The organism is Paraburkholderia phenoliruptrix (assembly GCF_902859825.1).
In the GTDB taxonomy this organism is placed as follows: domain Bacteria; phylum Pseudomonadota; class Gammaproteobacteria; order Burkholderiales; family Burkholderiaceae; genus Paraburkholderia; species Paraburkholderia phenoliruptrix.
This window is the reverse complement of record NZ_CADIKB010000028.1, coordinates 56,027-71,350: the sequence shown is the minus strand read 5'-3', so window position 1 is coordinate 71,350 and position 15,324 is coordinate 56,027. Positions and strand designations below refer to the sequence as shown.

Below are 15,324 nucleotides of genomic sequence, written 5' to 3'. Positions count from 1 at the left end.
GTCTGTCAGAAGTCTTGAGATGCTTGCGGTCAACACAGGCGTGTCAGTAGTCGAGCGGCAGCAGAATCTGAAACTCGGTGTGGCCGGGCCGGCTTTCTACTTCGATCAGGCCGTCGTGCTGCTGCACGAACGTCTGCGCGAGCGTGAGGCCGAGACCGCTGCCGTCCTCGCGCCCCGATACGAGCGGATAGAAAATGCGGTCGCGGATGTCCTCGGGAATGCCCGGGCCGTTGTCGACGATATGCAAGTCCAATGCCAGCTTACATAAGCGTTTCGACACCGTGATCTTGCGCGCAATGCGCGTGCGCAATTCAATGCGCGCGTCGCCTTGCGAAATGCGTTCGCGCAGCGCCTCGGCTGCATTGCGCACGATGTTCAGGAGCGCCTGGATCAGCTGCTCCTTGTCGCCGCGCAGGTCCGGCACGCTCACGTCGTAATCGCGCTCAATGGTGAGGCCGCGCGGAAACTCGGCGAGAATCACCTGGCGCACGCGCTCGCAGACTTCGTGAATGTTCACGTCGCCGACGATATGCGGATGGCGGTGCGGCTCCAGCAAACGGTCGACGAGCGTTTGCAGCCGGTCCGATTCCTTGATGATGACCTGCGTGTACTCGCGCAACTCGTCGCGCTGACGCTCGCCGAGTTCGAACTCGAGCAGCTGCGCGGCGCCGCGAATACCGCCGAGCGGGTTCTTGATTTCGTGCGCGAGATTGCGGATCAGTTGCTTGTTGACGGCCGTGAGGTCGTTGATGCGCTCCTCGCGGTCGCTGCGCAAATGGCGCTCGTTCTCGAAGAGTTCGAGCAGCACATAGTCTTGCGCACTTTCCAGAAAGCCGACGATCGCGTGGACGTGCAGCGGCTCGTGACCGGGCCGCTCGAGCACGGCATCGAGATGCGTCGCGTGAAAACGGTGGGCGGCAATCGCGGTGATGGTCGCGATCAGTTCGTCGGCGTTCGAGAAGATGTCCGGCCACGCCATCTGCGTCAATTGCTTGCGCGAGAGTTCGAGCATCGACTCCGCCGACGGATTCGCAAACGCGACACGCAGCGTGCGCTTCTCGAGGATCAGCACGACGGTCGGCAAGGCCTCGAAGCCCGGCAACAGTCCGGAGGCGACGAGTTGCGCGTCGTCCGACAGCGTGTCGACGTGCCCTTTTCTCGCCTTGATCAGATTTTTTAGAACCATCTTGCAGTCTGGCCGATAGGAGATGGTGGCAAACCACTGCGCCGGTCTAACGAAAAAGGGACGGCGCCGCCGTCCCTTCGTGACCGATCGCGAGCGTCGGACAACGCGCTTCGCCGTTCGACAGGCGAAGCGCCATTGCCGCTTACAGCGAGTAGTACATTTCGAATTCGATCGGGTGCACCGACTGACGATAACGCTGCAGCTCGTTCGTCTTCAGTTCGATGTACGCGTCGAGCATCGAGTCCGTGAACACGCCGCCGCGCGTCAGGAATTCGCGGTCGCCGTCCAGCGCGTCGAGTGCCTGGTCGAGGCCGGCGCACACGGTCGGGATCTTTGCATCCTCTTCCGGCGGCAGGTCGTACAGGTTCTTGTCGGCAGCTTCGCCCGGATGGATCTTGTTCTGCACGCCGTCGAGACCCGCCATCATCAGCGCGGAGAAGCACAGGTACGGATTGGCCATCGGATCCGGGAAGCGCGTTTCGATACGGCGGCCCTTCGGGTTGCTCACGTGCGGAATACGGATCGATGCCGAACGGTTGCGAGCCGAGTAAGCCAGCTTCACCGGTGCTTCGAAGTGCGGCACGAGGCGCTTGTACGAGTTCGTCGACGGGTTCGTGATCGCGTTCAGCGCGCGAGCATGCTTGATGATGCCGCCGATGTAGAACAGCGCGAATTCCGACAGACCGGCGTAGCCGTTGCCCGCGAACAGGTTCTGACCGTCCTTCCAGATCGACTGGTGAACGTGCATGCCCGAACCGTTATCGCCGACGACCGGCTTCGGCATGAACGTGGCCGTCTTGCCGTAGGTGTGCGCGACGTTCTGGATGATGTACTTCATCTGCTGCAGCCAGTCGGCGCGTTGCACCAGCGTCGAGAACTTGGTGCCGATTTCGTTCTGGCCCTGGCCCGCGACTTCGTGGTGATGCACTTCGACCGGAATGCCGATCTGCTCGAGCAGCAGACACATTTCCGAGCGGATGTCCTGGAACGTGTCGACCGGAGCGACCGGGAAGTAGCCGCCCTTCGTGCCCGGACGGTGGCCGGTGTTGCCGCCTTCGAATTCCTTCGACGACGACCACGGTGCTTCTTCCGAACCGATCTTGACGAAGCAGCCCGACTGGTCCGTGTTCCACTGGACGGAGTCGAAAATGAAGAATTCCGGTTCCGGGCCGAAGAAGGCCGTGTCGCCGAGACCCGAGCTCTTCAGATAGGCTTCGGCGCGCTTGGCGAGCGAGCGCGGGTCGCGCTCATAGCCCTTGCCGTCCGCCGGTTCGACGACGTCGCAGGTCAGCACCAGAGTGGATTCTTCGTAGAACGGGTCGATGAAGGCCGTGTTCGCGTCCGGGACCAGCAACATGTCCGATGCTTCGATGCCCTTCCAGCCGGCAATCGAGGAACCGTCAAACGCATGGCCGCTTTCGAACTTGTCTTCATCGAATGCCGACACCGGCACCGAAACGTGTTGCTCTTTGCCGCGCGTGTCGGTGAAACGGAAGTCGACAAACTTGACGTCTTCGTCTTTGACGAGTTGAACGACGTCGGCCACGGATTTACTCATAACCTATCTCCTGATTAACGAATTCGGCGGATTCAGCCGCCGCCCAATCTAGCTGACCCGTCCCGGCGCGTCCACCCCTCAATTGTGAAGAGCGAATGTGAAAATTAGCCGTCGCAGATCGATCGGCGCTAGTAAAGCAGCAACCGTGCCATGTATGCGCCAACTCGGCGCGCAGGCAGGCGGCGCGCGCGTCGGCGGGGAATCCGCGCACCGAAGGGCATGCAGCCCTTAAATTGGCGCGACCGTGACCGCACCACAATGGGGCGTTTCAGGAGGCGAGGCGGCCGCACGTCTCTCTTTTGGTGCATTCGCTGGATTTGCACCATTTGTGAGCATATTGCACCGCCGGACGAGGCGCTCGGCCGCTCAGGCCCAGCCGCCCTCGCGACCGCAAGACGGCGCGCTAGAATAATCATTTACCCGAGGAGACCGACGCATGAGCTCGCTAGAACAGCTGTATTCGCAAGCGGACAAACGCCGCACCGACAATCAGTTGCCGTATGCCGGCGCGCTCTCGCCGGCCGAGGCGTTCGAGCTGCTGCAGCTCGATCCGCGCGCCCGTCTCGTGGATGTGCGCACGCGTGCCGAACTCGACTGGGTCGGCCGGCCGGTGATCGGCGACGGGCAGTATGCGCACGTGGAATGGACGCGCTATCCGGGCGCGGTGCCGAACCAGGAATTCCTGAGCCAATTGGGCGACGTGGCGTCGCCGGATACGCCGGTGCTGTTTCTGTGCCGCAGCGCCGCGCGTTCGAAGCTCGCCGCGATCGCCGCCGCGCAGGCCGGCTTCACGAAGGCTTATGACCTGCTGGAAGGTTTCGAAGGCGACAAGGACAGCCAGGGCCACCGCAAGACGGTATCGGGCTGGTGTTTCCGCGGCTTGCCGTGGATCGGCGCATAAGAGCCCAGGCGCGCACGGCTGCGGGCCGCGTTCGCAGCCGGCCTCGCCGCACGCACGAGCTGGGCCAGCCGGCTCGGTAAAGTCGCCAGAGTGGGTAGGGCTGGCAAAGATCAGCCGCGCGGTTTCGCGGCCGCGGCCTCGTGCTCGACGATGTCGCCGCCGAGCAGATGCACGCCTTCGCGCAGCTTGACGAACGCCGCCGCTACCGCTTCCGGCTCGCCCTTCACACCCAGGTCTATGTGATGGCGCGCGTAGACGCCGCCGCGCTCGGCGTCGCCGACGCTCGGCAGACTGAACACCCGCACGCCCGGAAAATCGTGCTCGATTTTCTCCATCAGCGGCGTGAGACGCGACTCCGGCAACTCGAAGACCAGCAGCGACTTTTCCGCGTGCGGCATCGCGTGGTGCAGATGCGCGTAGTGCGTGTCGAGCACCCACTCGATCATTGGCCACGCCATGACGGGGAAGCCCGGCACAAAGTAATGCTCGCGGATCGAGAAGCCGGGAATCTTGTTGTAGCCGTTCGGAATGATCGCCGCGCCTTGCGGATACGTGCCCATGTTCAGCCGGTGCAGATTCTCGGGCGAGTTCAGATCGAGCGGTGTGGCCGCTGTCGCCGGATACATGTCGCGGATGCGCTCCTGAATCAGCTGCTGCGCCTCTGGATGCAGTTGCAGCGGCACGCCGAGCGCGGCCGCCGCGCATTGACGCGTGTGGTCGTCCGGCGTCGCGCCAATGCCGCCCGTGGAGAACACGATATCGCCGGACTCGAACGTGCGCCGCAGCGTGGCCATGATGCGCTGCGGATCGTCGCCGATGTACTCCGCCCAGCCGAGCGACAATCCGCGCGCGCCGAGCAGTTCGATGACTTTCGGCAAATGCTTGTCGACGCGCCTGCCCGACAGGATTTCATCGCCGATGATAATGACGCCAAATGCCATTGCCGCCTCTTGGGTTATCTCGTTCGTTGATCGGTAATCAATAAGGAACCGGCGCGGCGTGCCGCACGCCGCCGGCCTCGTCCGCGCGCATGCGCTGCAGCGCCCGCAGACAGTAGTAGCCGAACCAGAGCGCCGAAAACACGAGGATGAACGCGTAGATCCAGATCGTCACCGCGGTGATGACCGGAAACAGCACCACGAGCCACACCGACGACGCCCACAGTAGCGTCGGCAGCGAACCGAGCAGACCGCTCGCGACCCCGATGAGCAGCAGCGGCAAGCGGAAGCGCCGCAGCAGCGCGCGCCGTTCGTCGCGGGTGGCGTGCAGCGCGAGCGCGTCGTACGTCATCACGCGGTAGGTCAGCCACCCCCACAGGAGCGGCGGGATCAACGCGAAAAACGGCGGCACGAGCCACAGCGGCAGCGTCACGATCAGCAGCACGAGACAGACAAGCGTCGTCCACAGCGCCTCACCGAGGCTACCGTACCACGTTCCGCCGCGGCGCATTTCGAGGCTGGCGAACTGGCGCGTCGACAGAAAACGGATGACGGCCGGCATGGAGAGCGTGGCGATAAGCAGCAGGACCGTGACGACAATCAGCGGGATCGTCATCGCGATCACGAGGAACGGCGCAATAGCCGCATGCAGCGCCGAAAAGCCGAGCGTATCGAACAGGTGGTAAAGCGTGACGGTGAACGACCAGCTCTCGAGCCAGCTGCGGGTCGCGCCGATCAGCGTCTGCCACGAAAACCACAGGATCACGCCCCACCCGACCGTTGCCGCGACGAACGGCATAAAGGTCAGCCAGAGCATGCGCGGGTGGAGCGCGCTTGCGAGTGCGCGCCCGAACGAGCGCAAAAGGTCATTCATGCGAGCCAGTGACGGTGAGTGCAACGATCAATGAAGGAAGCGCCGCGGCGGTCGTTGAATGCGGACCGCGGGGGCAAACGTGGACAGCATAAACCACGTGACGGGCCGCCGGGGAGACGGACGGCGCATGAAAATGAAAGTTGGGTGGGTTCAGAGCGCGGTCGCACCGCCCTCGTTGCGGCGCCGTGCGGTAAGGCGCCGGCCGATGCGCACGAAGGCAAGCCAGTGTTGCGCCCAGAAGCCTTCGCCGTATGCACGCCCCTGCAACTGGTCGCTGATGCCGGTCGGCTCCAGGTCGCGGCTCCACGACACGCTGCGAAACAGCATGTCCCACCACGGAAAGAGCACGCCGAAGTTGCAGCCGTATTTCAGGCCCTCGTGGCCATAGCCGATCGCATGATGGCGCCGATGGAACGTCGGGCTGACCAGCAGGCGCTCGCCGAGCCAGCCGAAGTACAGGCGGATGTTGGCGTGCTGCACGCTCTGGGCGAGATTCGTAATCGCGACCAGCACGACGAACTGCGACGGCGGCACGCCGATCACAAGCGCGATGACCGCGAAAAACGACGCCTGCAGCAGGTCGTCGAGCAGATGATTGCGGTCGTCGGCCCACAGCGACATTTGCTGCTGGCTGTGGTGCACCGCGTGCAACTCCCACCAGACGCCGATGCAGTGCTGCCAGCGGTGATACCAGTAGCCGGCGAAGTCGAGCGCGAGCAGGTACATCGCGAACGTGACGAGCGGCTCTGTGGTCACGCCCGGCCACAGGTTGTCGAATTCGATATTCGAAATGTTGTGCAGACGCAGCCACGCCTGAACATTGTCGAAAAACGGCTGCAGCGCGAAGAAAAAAAACAGGTTGAGAATGCCGAGCTTGGCGATCCACGTATAAATGACGTCGACGCGCACGGCCTTGCGGTTGTCCCACTGCTCGACCGGCCGCAGCGCCTCGAGCGGCCGCAGGACCGCGTACATGGCCAGCACCTCGAGGACGCCCACGATCACCCAGTAAAGGCTGTCGTAGGTGTCTTCGTCGTAGTCCATCAGATCGAAGTGGAACAGCAGCGGCTGCACCACGTTGACGTACAACAACGTCTGCGCGGCGGAGACGAAGTTGTCGAGTGAGGAGAAGATCAGATGGAACATGGCGCTGGTCGGTGACTTCGATCTGGGCGGCTCGCTATCGCGCGGCAGGGCGCAGCTGGAATATCTCCATTATCACGCGCCGTTCGGCGCCGTGACCGGCGCGCGGTTAAAGAAATAGATGCCGTGCGGCGAGCGGCCGACGGCGATCGTCTGGATCAGCTTGCGCGTGCTCAGGTCGATAACGCCGACGTGCTTCGCAAAGCGGAACGTTACCCACAGATAGCGTTTGTCGGCGGAAAGTTCCATGTCGTCGGGGCCGGGCATCAGACCGGTGATGTCGCCGACGTTGGTGAGCGACTCTTCGTCGATGATGCTGATCGTGCTCGCTACCCGGTTCGACACCGCGACGTGCCTGCCGTCCGCGAGCGAACGGAAGTTGTGCGCGCCGTTGCCCGTATGGATCGTCTTGACGATTTTCTGCGTGTGCCAGTCGACCACGGCGACGTAATCGGCGCCCGTCATGCCGACGAGCAGATACTTCTCGCCCGGCGTCATCCACAGCCCCGCCGGCACCTTGCCGACCTTCATTTTCCACTTCACGGTTTGCGTGGGCAGATCGATCGCGGCGAGTTCGCCCGAAACCTGCAGCGTGACGAAGACCGTTTTGCTGTCGTTCGTGAAAGCCATGTGGCTCGGCATGACGGCGAGCGGCAGACGCGACGCGAGCGTCATCTGGTTTTTCTGGCCGTCGTAGTGATAGATGTCGAGGCGGTCAAGGCGCAGCCCGGTCGTGACGAGCCATTTGCGATCAGGCGAAAAGCCGATCTGGTAAGGGTCTTCGATGTTTTCGACCCAGCGCTGGACTTGCCCGGTTTTCGGGTCGACGAACATCAGATTGTTGGACACCGAGTTCGCGACGATCAGCGAGGAATTGTCCGGCGTGGCCATCAAGTGGTGCGGTTCTTTGCCGGTCGGCACGGTGCCAATGACCTGACGGGTCGTCTCGTCGATGAGGCTCAGCGTGGCTTCGGCGGAATTCAGCACGATCACGTTGTTGGCGCGGGCCGCCGGAGAAAAAAAGCCTGCCGCGGCGGCAAGAGCAACGCCTGCGGCGAACGTGGCTGTGACGCCGGGAAGAAAAAATTTACGCATGAAAACTCACTTCGGAGAACGACTGTCATTGTAGAACGTTTGCCGCTGCCTGCGGTTGACGCAGGTCGGGTTCAGCGACGAGGAAAATGAAGGGCCGGATGAAGGCTGGCGGCGCCTAAAACGCTCGATGGCGGCGCCTTTTTTCTCGGATGAGCGATTTTTCTTAAATTATTACTTCGTTGTTAAGAATTAACCTCGCTCATCGCGCTTTCCTTAAGAATTAATTCGACAATTCTCATCGATATTTTAACTGCGCCCCGAAAATTCCTCTTCCATTAAGACGACAAAATAGGCTCTGCATATTTCGGATTTGGCTTATTGGTGCACTCAGCACCCCACGCAGACAATGCTGCGCACTCATCGTCCAGCCTCCCTTTAACCTGGGGCGCAGCGAGTGAGCGCGATCAATACGGCTGAACAACGGACATACAAGACAGCAATAACATTTAACGGCGCAAGAAACATGGCGATTAGTCATTATTCGCCGTGATCCGGTACGCCCGCAATGGACGATGACCCGTCCACCGATTAATCGCGCCGCGCCGCCCCGAAAATAGCAGCACGGAGTTTTAGAATAAATGAATAAAATCCATCACTCAGTCTGGTGTGAAACGACGGCGACGTGGGTAGCCGCGCCTGCGACATCTACGGCGAAGAAGAAGCGCGGAAGCGCGCGGAGAAAGGTAGCCGTCGCGACGGTGGTGGCCGCATCCGTGTTCGCCGGTGCGGACGCAATGGCGCAGGGCGCCAACGCAATCGAGCTGGGACTGCTCGCCAATGCGGCTGGAGACGGCTCCGTCGCACTGGGTGTCCAGGCCAACGCTTTGGGCGTCAATGATGTTGCCGTCGGGGCGAATGCGACGGCTTCGGGAGGCAATTCCACTGCCTTGGGCATGGGCGCCACAGCGACCGGCTCGCTATCGACGGCACTGGGCCTCGGTGCCAACGCGTCCGGCGACGGCGCGCTCGCGAGCGGAACGGGCGCAGCAGCGTCGGGGGTTGTTGCGACCGCCGTCGGCACAGATTCGAACGCCACGGGTGCACGGTCGGTGGCCAGCGGGTTCAATGCGCTCGCCAGCGGCGTCGATTCGATCGCGGCAGGCTCCGGAGCACTCGCGCGCAACGACGCCAGTGCCGCGTTCGGCAGCGGCGCTCAAGCCAACGGAACGCTCTCTACCGCGCTCGGCTATCACGGAAGCGCGTCAACCGCCGCATTTTCCGGCGGAGCGTTTGCCACGGCTGCAGCCGACTATTCGGTCGCTCTCGGGTACACGGCCGCTGCCAGCGGGTTGAGTTCGGTGGCGCTCGGCTATGCGGCCAACGTCTCGGGCAATAACGCGTTTGCGGGCGGTCCCTCGGCCATGGCCGCAGGCGACAACTCAACGGCGCTGGGCTATGCCGCCTCCACGACGGGCCTGAACTCCGTTGCGCTCGGATCTGCCGCCACCGCTTTGGCGGACAACAGCGTCGCGCTCGGTGCCGGGTCGAAAACAGGCACTGATCTCACGACCCCCGCATACGTACCCGCCGGCGCGGATCCCGCGACCATCGCCGGTGCGAATGCGACAGGCGAAGTGTCGGTCGGCTCTGCGAACAACGAGCGGCGCCTGACCAACGTCGCCGCCGGCGCGGCCGCTACCGACGCCGTCAACGTGAGCCAGTTGCAAGCAGCCACTGCAGGCGTGTCGCGCTACTTCAAGGCAAATGGGCTGAACGACGGCACCGACGACGCATCCGCCACCGGCGCAAACGCTGTCGCTATCGGCAGCTCGGCGCTGGCTACCGGTGAAGCCGGCTTCGCCGCCGGCACGAGCGCCACAGCGCAGGGCGCGTTCAGCACCGCAGTCGGCGGCTTCTCAAGCGCAGTCAACGACGGCTCCACTGCTCTCGGCTATCAGGCGAGCGCTACGAACGACAACGCCACGGCACTCGGCTACCGCGCCAGCGCAGCGGCGCCGAATTCGGTCGCGCTCGGCCAGGGTTCGCTCGCCGATCGCGCCAACACCGTCTCCGTCGGCTCCGCAGGCAACGAACGCCAGATCACCAACGTCGCCGCCGGCACCGCGGACACCGACGCGGTCAACGTCGCGCAGCTGAAAGCGGTGAGCGACCAGGGCGCCGCCACCGCCGCGAAGCTCGACGGCGCGGTCATGTACGACCGCAACGCCGACGGCAGCGTCAACAAGAATAGCGTCACGCTCGGCGGCGATGCAGCGAGCGGCGGCACGGTGATTCACAACGTCGCGAATGGCGTCGATCTTTCCGATGCCGTCAATGTCGGCCAACTGAATGCGGCCATCGGGGCGGTCAACAACGCCGTCGTCAACGCGGCCAACCCGTTCTTCAGCGGCGAAGGCGATCGCGATACGGAGGGTGCGGTGTCGACGGGCACGCACTCGCTTGCCGCGGGCGCCAACGCGCAAGCCACCGGCACTAACAGCAGCGCTGTCGGCGCCGGCGCGTCTGCGACCGGCAGCAGCGCGACAGCGGTCGGCGCCAACTCTTCCGCGAGCAGGAACAACGCAGCGGTATTCGGCGCAAACTCTTCTGCTATCGCCAACAACGCGACCGCCCTCGGCGCAGGCGCCACTGCTAGCGCTGCCAACTCCGTCGCATTGGGCCAAGGCTCGGTGGCGGATCGCGCGAACACGGTATCGGTCGGCGCCGCGGGTCAGGAGCGCCAGATCGCCAACGTCGCCGCCGGTGTGCAAGGTACCGACGCCGTGAACGTCAACCAGTTGCAACAGAGCGTGAGCGGCGCAGTAGGCGAGGCGCGCAGCTACACGGACGACCAGATCCGCTCGGCACGACGCGATTCGTACGGCGGCACCGCGTCTGCGTTGGCCATGGCAGGTCTGCCGCAGGCGGTCCTGCCCGGCCGCGGCATGGTCGCGATGGCCGGTGGCACCTATGGCGGACAGTCGGCGCTGGCCATCGGCGTGTCGCAGTTGTCGGAGACCGGCAAGTGGGTCTACAAGCTGCAAGGCAGCACGGATTCGCGTGGCCAGTTCGGCGCATCGGTTGGGGCAGGCATGCATTGGTAAGCGGGTGCGGCGTGACGGCGCCCTGGCGCGCCGTCACGCCAGTGCATGGCACAACATAGGCAGTTTGTCACCAGCAGGTAGGCGCGGGCTCGACAGCGGCCCGCGCGTGTTTGCGCGTGCTACGCTCCGCCGACAATGGAGCGTGCCACGCGCTTTTTTTATCTAGGGGAAAAGTCGGCAGCGGGGAAACGCGCGCAGTGCCGACGCAGGCAAAACCGCGAAGCACCGGCAGACAGCTGCTTAGAGTGCACCAACCCGCATCCGCAACCATGCCCCGAAGAGTCGAAGCCGCAGTAACGGCCAGGCTAGCGCCAATGAGAGCCGCTAGCCGCTCCGCCCGTGCTGTCCACTCTGCCCCTTCACCGCTGCATCGAATCCCACACCTTATACAGCCGCTTGACGGACACCGGCATCGGCGTGCGCAGTTCCTGCGCGAACAGCGACACACGCAGCTCTTCGAGCAGCCAGCGAAACTCCGACAGACGCGCATCCGGCACGCCGCCGCGCTGCGCGACCGCCCGCTGATAGTTCTGCAGTAACGGCTGGAATTCGGCGAATTGCCGCGCATCGCGTGCGGGGTCGGCCTTCAGCTTGTCGATGCGCAACCCAATGCCCTTCAGATAGCGTGGGAAATGCGTCAGTTGCGAATACGGCGTATCGACCACGAAACGCTTGCCGATCAGCGCGTCGAGCTGAGCCTGCATGTCGGCATAGGCCGCCGCGAACGGCCTGGCCTGCACGAGCTTCTTCAGCACGGCCGCGTATTCGCCGAGAATCTGGCCGACCAGTCGCGCGATTTCTTGCGCCAGCAAGGTGAGCCGGCTGCGTCCTTCATCGCGGCGCGTGTGAAAGCTAACGTCGTCGTCCGGTAGCGGATCTTGCAGACACGCGCGGTCGAGCGCGGTGTCGATCAGTTGATCGCGCAGTTCTTCCTGCGTGCCGCGCGTCATGAACTGCATCGCCATTTCACGCAAGCCCGGCAGATTTTTCTCCAGATACTTGATCGGCTCCTTCAACTGCAACGCGAACAGTCGACGCAAGCCCGCGCGATGAATCCGCGCCGCCTCGTCCGGCGAATCGAACACCTCGACGTCGCAATGCGTGCCGCGGTCGACGAGCGCCGGATAGCCGAACAGCGTCTGCCCGCCGCGGCGAATTTCGAGCAACTCGGGCAGCTTGCCGAAATTCCACGTGGTGAGGTTTTCGTAGATCGCGGTGCCGGCGGTCCGCTCGCCCGGCTCGGCCGTTTGCGGCCCGGTCGAGGAGGCGCTTTTACCGCGCGTGCCCGGCGCCACCGGCGCGGCCCCGCCCGTCCCCGCCGCGTCCGCGAGCGCCGCGCCCGCCGCGCTCGACGCGATCTTCTGAAAATGCTGCTGCGCCTGGCCGCCGAGTTCCGCCCGCAGTTGCGCCAGATTGCGGCCCATCGCGAGCTGCCGCCCGTGCTCGTCGATCACCTTGAAGTTCATGAACAGATGCGGCGGCAGCGTCTCGAGCTTGAAATCCGCCTGCTTGAGCGCGACCTGCTTCTCTTCGCGGACATCGGCAATCAGCGCTTCGAGCAGACCGCCCGCGGCAAAGCGCGGCGCCTCATGCCGCTCGACGAAGCCGGCCGCGTACTCGGGCAGCGGCACGCAGTGGCGGCGCAATTTCTGCGGCAAGGACTTCAGCAGCAGTTGCGTCTTCTCCTTGAGCATGCCGGGCACGAGCCACTCGCAGCGCCGCGCGTCCACCTGATTCAGCGCGAAAAGCGGCACGGCGAGCGTCACGCCGTCGCGCGGCGACCCCGGCTCGAAGTGATAGGTGAGCGCCATCTCGACGCCCGCCATCGTCATCCGTTTCGGGAACAGGTCGGTGGTCACGCCGGCAGCTTCGTGGCGCATCAGATCGTCGCGCGACAAATACAGCAGGCGCAGCTTGTCCTCGGGCTGGCCGCTCTTCTTCACCTCGTCGCGATACCAGCGCTCGAATGCCGCGCCCGTATAAATGCCCTTCGGCAGTGCCTGGTCGTAAAAGCCGTAGATCAGCTCATCGTCGACGAGCACATCCTGACGGCGCGACTTGTGTTCCAGTTGCTCGATGTCGGCGAGCAGCTTACGGTTGTGCGAGAAAAATCCGAGCTTCGTGTCGAATTCGCCTTCAACAAGCGCGCCGCGAATGAACAGCTCGCGCGCCCGCGCCGGGTCCTGCTTGCCGAAGCTCACGCGGCGGCGGTGATAGATCGGCAACCCGTACAGCACGGCGCGCTCGAACGCCGACACTTGCGCCGCGCGCTTTTCCCAATGCGGCTCGGACAGCGATTTCTTAAGCAGATGCACGCCGATCTTCTCGATCCACTCGGGCTCGATCCTCGCGATGCAGCGCGCGTAGAGACGGCTCGTCTCGACCAGTTCCGCCGCCATCACCCACTTGCCCGCTTTCTTCACGAGCGCGGAACCCGGCCACAGATAAAACTTGATGCCGCGCGCGCCGATGTAATACGGCTCGTCATCGGCTTTCAGGCCGATGTTGCCGAGCAGGCCTGTCAAAAGCGCAAGATGGACCTGCTCGAACGTGGCCTCGGCGTCGTTCAGACGCCAGCCGTGCTCGCGCACCACCGTCAGGAGCTGCGAATGGACATCGCGCCATTCGCGCAGACGCACTTGCGACAGGAAATTCTTCCGACATTCCTCGTGCAGCTGCTTGTTCGACTTCTTGTGCGAAATTGCCTCTTCGAACCAGTTCCAGATCTTCAACCACTGCAGGAATTCGGAGCGCTCGTCGACGAAACGGCGATGTGCCTGGTCGGCCTGTTCCTGGGCCTCGATCGGCCGGTCGCGCGGATCCTGTACGGACAATGCGCTCGCGATAATCAGTACTTCCTTCAGCGACTGCTGCTCGCGCGCGGCGAGGATCATCCGGCCAACGCGCGGATCCAGCGGCAGGCGCGCGAGCTCGCGGCCGAGCGGCGTAAGCAGGTTGTCGTCGTCGACGGCGCCGAGTTCGTTGAGCAGTTGATAGCCGTCGGCGATGGCGCGGCCGGGCGGCGGCTCGATAAATGGAAACGTCTCAATCGCCGTCAGATGCAGCGACTTCATGCGCAGAATCACGGAAGCGAGCGAGGAGCGCAGAATCTCCGGATCGGTAAAACGCGTGCGGCTCTGATAATCGCTCTCGTCGTAAAGACGAATGCAGATGCCGTCCGCCACCCGCCCGCAGCGCCCTGCCCGCTGATTTGCGGCAGCCTGCGAAATCGGCTCGACCTGCAACTGCTCGACCTTGTTCCGATACGAGTAGCGCTTCACGCGCGCGAGGCCCGTGTCGACCACATAACGAATGCCCGGCACGGTGAGCGAGGTTTCCGCCACGTTGGTCGCGAGCACGATGCGCCGCGCGTTCGAAGTGCGGAACACGCGCTCCTGCTCGGCGGAGGAAAGCCGCGCGAACAGCGGCAAGATTTCCGTGTGCGGCGGATGGTGCTTGCGCAGCGCCTCGGCGGCATCGCGAATTTCGCGCTCGCCCGGCAGGAACACCAGCACGTCGCCGGGACCCTCGCGGCACAATTCGTCGACGGCGTCGACGAGCGCCTCCATCAGATCGCGGTCCGTTTCGCGCTGCGTCTTCGGCCGATCGCCGCGCGACGACGCGCCCCTTCCGCCCGACGTGCCTTGCGCCGCCTTGACGGCCGCGCTTTCTTCCGCGACCGGACGGTAGCGCACCTCGACCGGATACAGGCGGCCGCTCACTTCGATCACCGGCGCGGGTTTGTGCTCGCTGCCGAAATGGCGCGCGAAACGATCCGCGTCGATCGTCGCCGAGGTCACGATCAGCTTCAGATCCGGGCGCCTCGGCAGAATTTCCTTCAGATAGCCGAGCAGAAAATCGATGTTGAGGCTGCGCTCGTGCGCCTCGTCGATGATCAGCGTGTCATACGCCTTCAGCAGCGGGTCAGTCTGCGTCTCGGCGAGCAGAATGCCGTCCGTCATCAGCTTGACCGATGCGCCCGGCGACAGGTTGTCGGTAAACCGCACCTTGTAGCCGACGACTTCGCCGAACGGCGTGCCGAGCTCCTCGGCGATGCGCCGGCCCGTTGCCGAAGCGGCGATGCGGCGCGGCTGCGTGTGGCCGATCAGCCCCGAGCCGCCCGCGCCGAGGCCGCGACCGAGCGCGAGGCAGATCTTCGGCAGCTGCGTGGTTTTGCCCGAGCCGGTCTCGCCGGACACGATCACGACCTGGTTTCCGGCAATAGCTTTTGCTATCTCGTCACGGCGGCCGGAAACGGGCAGCGCCTCGGGAAACGTGATGGGCGGAATGGGATTCGGCTCGCGAGCGGACCTCGATTCGCGCGGCTCGCGGGTGGCCTTCGGCTCGCGCGGCTCACGGGGGGCCTCCGGCTCGCGCGGGTCGCGGGTGGCGTTGGCCTCGCGGGGCTCGCGCGGAGCACGATGCGGCTCGCGCGCCCTGCGGGGCGCGTCCGGCTTGCCACGGTTCGCGTCCTGTTCGGCGCGGCGCTTCGCGTCGCCGGCCTTCGTTTGATCGGCGGCCGGCGCCGCATTCTCGTTCGCCGCGGCGGGACTTTTGGGTACATTCGACATGGGGGCGCATTATA

Annotated in this window: 9 protein-coding genes; 2 read left to right on the top strand and 7 right to left on the bottom strand. The window is 64.2% G+C overall.

Going from position 1 to position 15,324, the window contains the following annotated elements; all coding sequences use genetic code 11:
• Positions 1-43: 43 nt before the first annotated feature.
• Together glnL and glnA are read right to left on the bottom strand one after the other, a co-directional pair.
• A complete protein-coding gene (gene glnL, locus HV711_RS23625) occupies positions 44-1,186 on the bottom strand; it encodes a nitrogen regulation protein NR(II) (RefSeq protein WP_013588946.1) in 1,143 nt (380 codons plus the stop codon).
• 142 nt (positions 1,187-1,328) lie between these two features.
• Positions 1,329-2,744, bottom strand: a complete 1,416-nt coding sequence (gene glnA / locus HV711_RS23620; protein WP_013588947.1) for a type I glutamate--ammonia ligase — start codon at positions 2,742-2,744, stop codon at positions 1,329-1,331.
• Positions 2,745-3,180: 436 nt separating this feature from the next.
• On the opposite strand from glnA, the gene HV711_RS23615 reads away from it, so the two are divergent.
• A complete protein-coding gene (locus HV711_RS23615; RefSeq protein ID WP_035477733.1) occupies positions 3,181-3,645 on the top strand; it encodes a rhodanese-like domain-containing protein in 465 nt (154 codons plus the stop codon).
• A gap of 110 nt (positions 3,646-3,755) precedes the next feature.
• Here HV711_RS23615 and HV711_RS23610 read toward each other — a convergent pair whose 3' ends face one another.
• From HV711_RS23610 to HV711_RS23595, 4 genes are all read right to left on the bottom strand, one after another.
• Positions 3,756-4,586, bottom strand: coding sequence for a competence/damage-inducible protein A (locus tag HV711_RS23610; RefSeq protein WP_035477732.1), 831 nt, complete (start codon positions 4,584-4,586; stop codon positions 3,756-3,758).
• 37 nt (positions 4,587-4,623) lie between these two features.
• Positions 4,624-5,457 (bottom strand): EI24 domain-containing protein, encoded by an 834-nt coding sequence (locus HV711_RS23605; RefSeq protein ID WP_028363449.1) that lies wholly within the window; start codon positions 5,455-5,457, stop codon positions 4,624-4,626.
• A gap of 150 nt (positions 5,458-5,607) precedes the next feature.
• Complete coding sequence (locus HV711_RS23600; RefSeq protein ID WP_028363450.1) at positions 5,608-6,603, bottom strand: sterol desaturase family protein; 996 nt, start codon at positions 6,601-6,603, stop codon at positions 5,608-5,610.
• Positions 6,604-6,675: 72 nt separating this feature from the next.
• Positions 6,676-7,695: a YVTN family beta-propeller repeat protein gene (locus HV711_RS23595; RefSeq protein ID WP_013588952.1), complete on the bottom strand. Its 1,020-nt coding sequence runs from the start codon at positions 7,693-7,695 to the stop codon at positions 6,676-6,678.
• 578 nt (positions 7,696-8,273) lie between these two features.
• On the opposite strand from HV711_RS23595, the gene HV711_RS23590 reads away from it, so the two are divergent.
• The gene (locus tag HV711_RS23590; RefSeq protein WP_035483510.1) at positions 8,274-10,739 is read left to right on the top strand and encodes a YadA-like family protein; all 2,466 of its coding nucleotides are present in this window, start codon (positions 8,274-8,276) and stop codon (positions 10,737-10,739) included.
• A gap of 359 nt (positions 10,740-11,098) precedes the next feature.
• On the opposite strand, the gene hrpA is transcribed toward HV711_RS23590, so the two are convergent.
• Complete coding sequence (hrpA, locus tag HV711_RS23585) at positions 11,099-15,310, bottom strand: ATP-dependent RNA helicase HrpA (protein WP_035483508.1); 4,212 nt, start codon at positions 15,308-15,310, stop codon at positions 11,099-11,101.
• Between the last annotated feature and the right edge of the window lie 14 nt (positions 15,311-15,324).

Coding starts and splice junctions, on each gene's coding strand:
- hrpA (WP_035483508.1), bottom strand. CDS start 15,310: ATGTCGAATGTACCCAAAAGTCCCGCCGCGGCGAACGAGAATGCGGCG.
- HV711_RS23595 (WP_013588952.1), bottom strand. CDS start 7,695: ATGCGTAAATTTTTTCTTCCCGGCGTCACAGCCACGTTCGCCGCAGGC.
- glnL (WP_013588946.1), bottom strand. CDS start 1,186: ATGGTTCTAAAAAATCTGATCAAGGCGAGAAAAGGGCACGTCGACACG.
- glnA (WP_013588947.1), bottom strand. CDS start 2,744: ATGAGTAAATCCGTGGCCGACGTCGTTCAACTCGTCAAAGACGAAGAC.
- HV711_RS23615 (WP_035477733.1), top strand. CDS start 3,181: ATGAGCTCGCTAGAACAGCTGTATTCGCAAGCGGACAAACGCCGCACC.
- HV711_RS23590 (WP_035483510.1), top strand. CDS start 8,274: ATGAATAAAATCCATCACTCAGTCTGGTGTGAAACGACGGCGACGTGG.
- HV711_RS23600 (WP_028363450.1), bottom strand. CDS start 6,603: ATGTTCCATCTGATCTTCTCCTCACTCGACAACTTCGTCTCCGCCGCG.
- HV711_RS23605 (WP_028363449.1), bottom strand. CDS start 5,457: ATGAATGACCTTTTGCGCTCGTTCGGGCGCGCACTCGCAAGCGCGCTC.
- HV711_RS23610 (WP_035477732.1), bottom strand. CDS start 4,586: ATGGCATTTGGCGTCATTATCATCGGCGATGAAATCCTGTCGGGCAGG.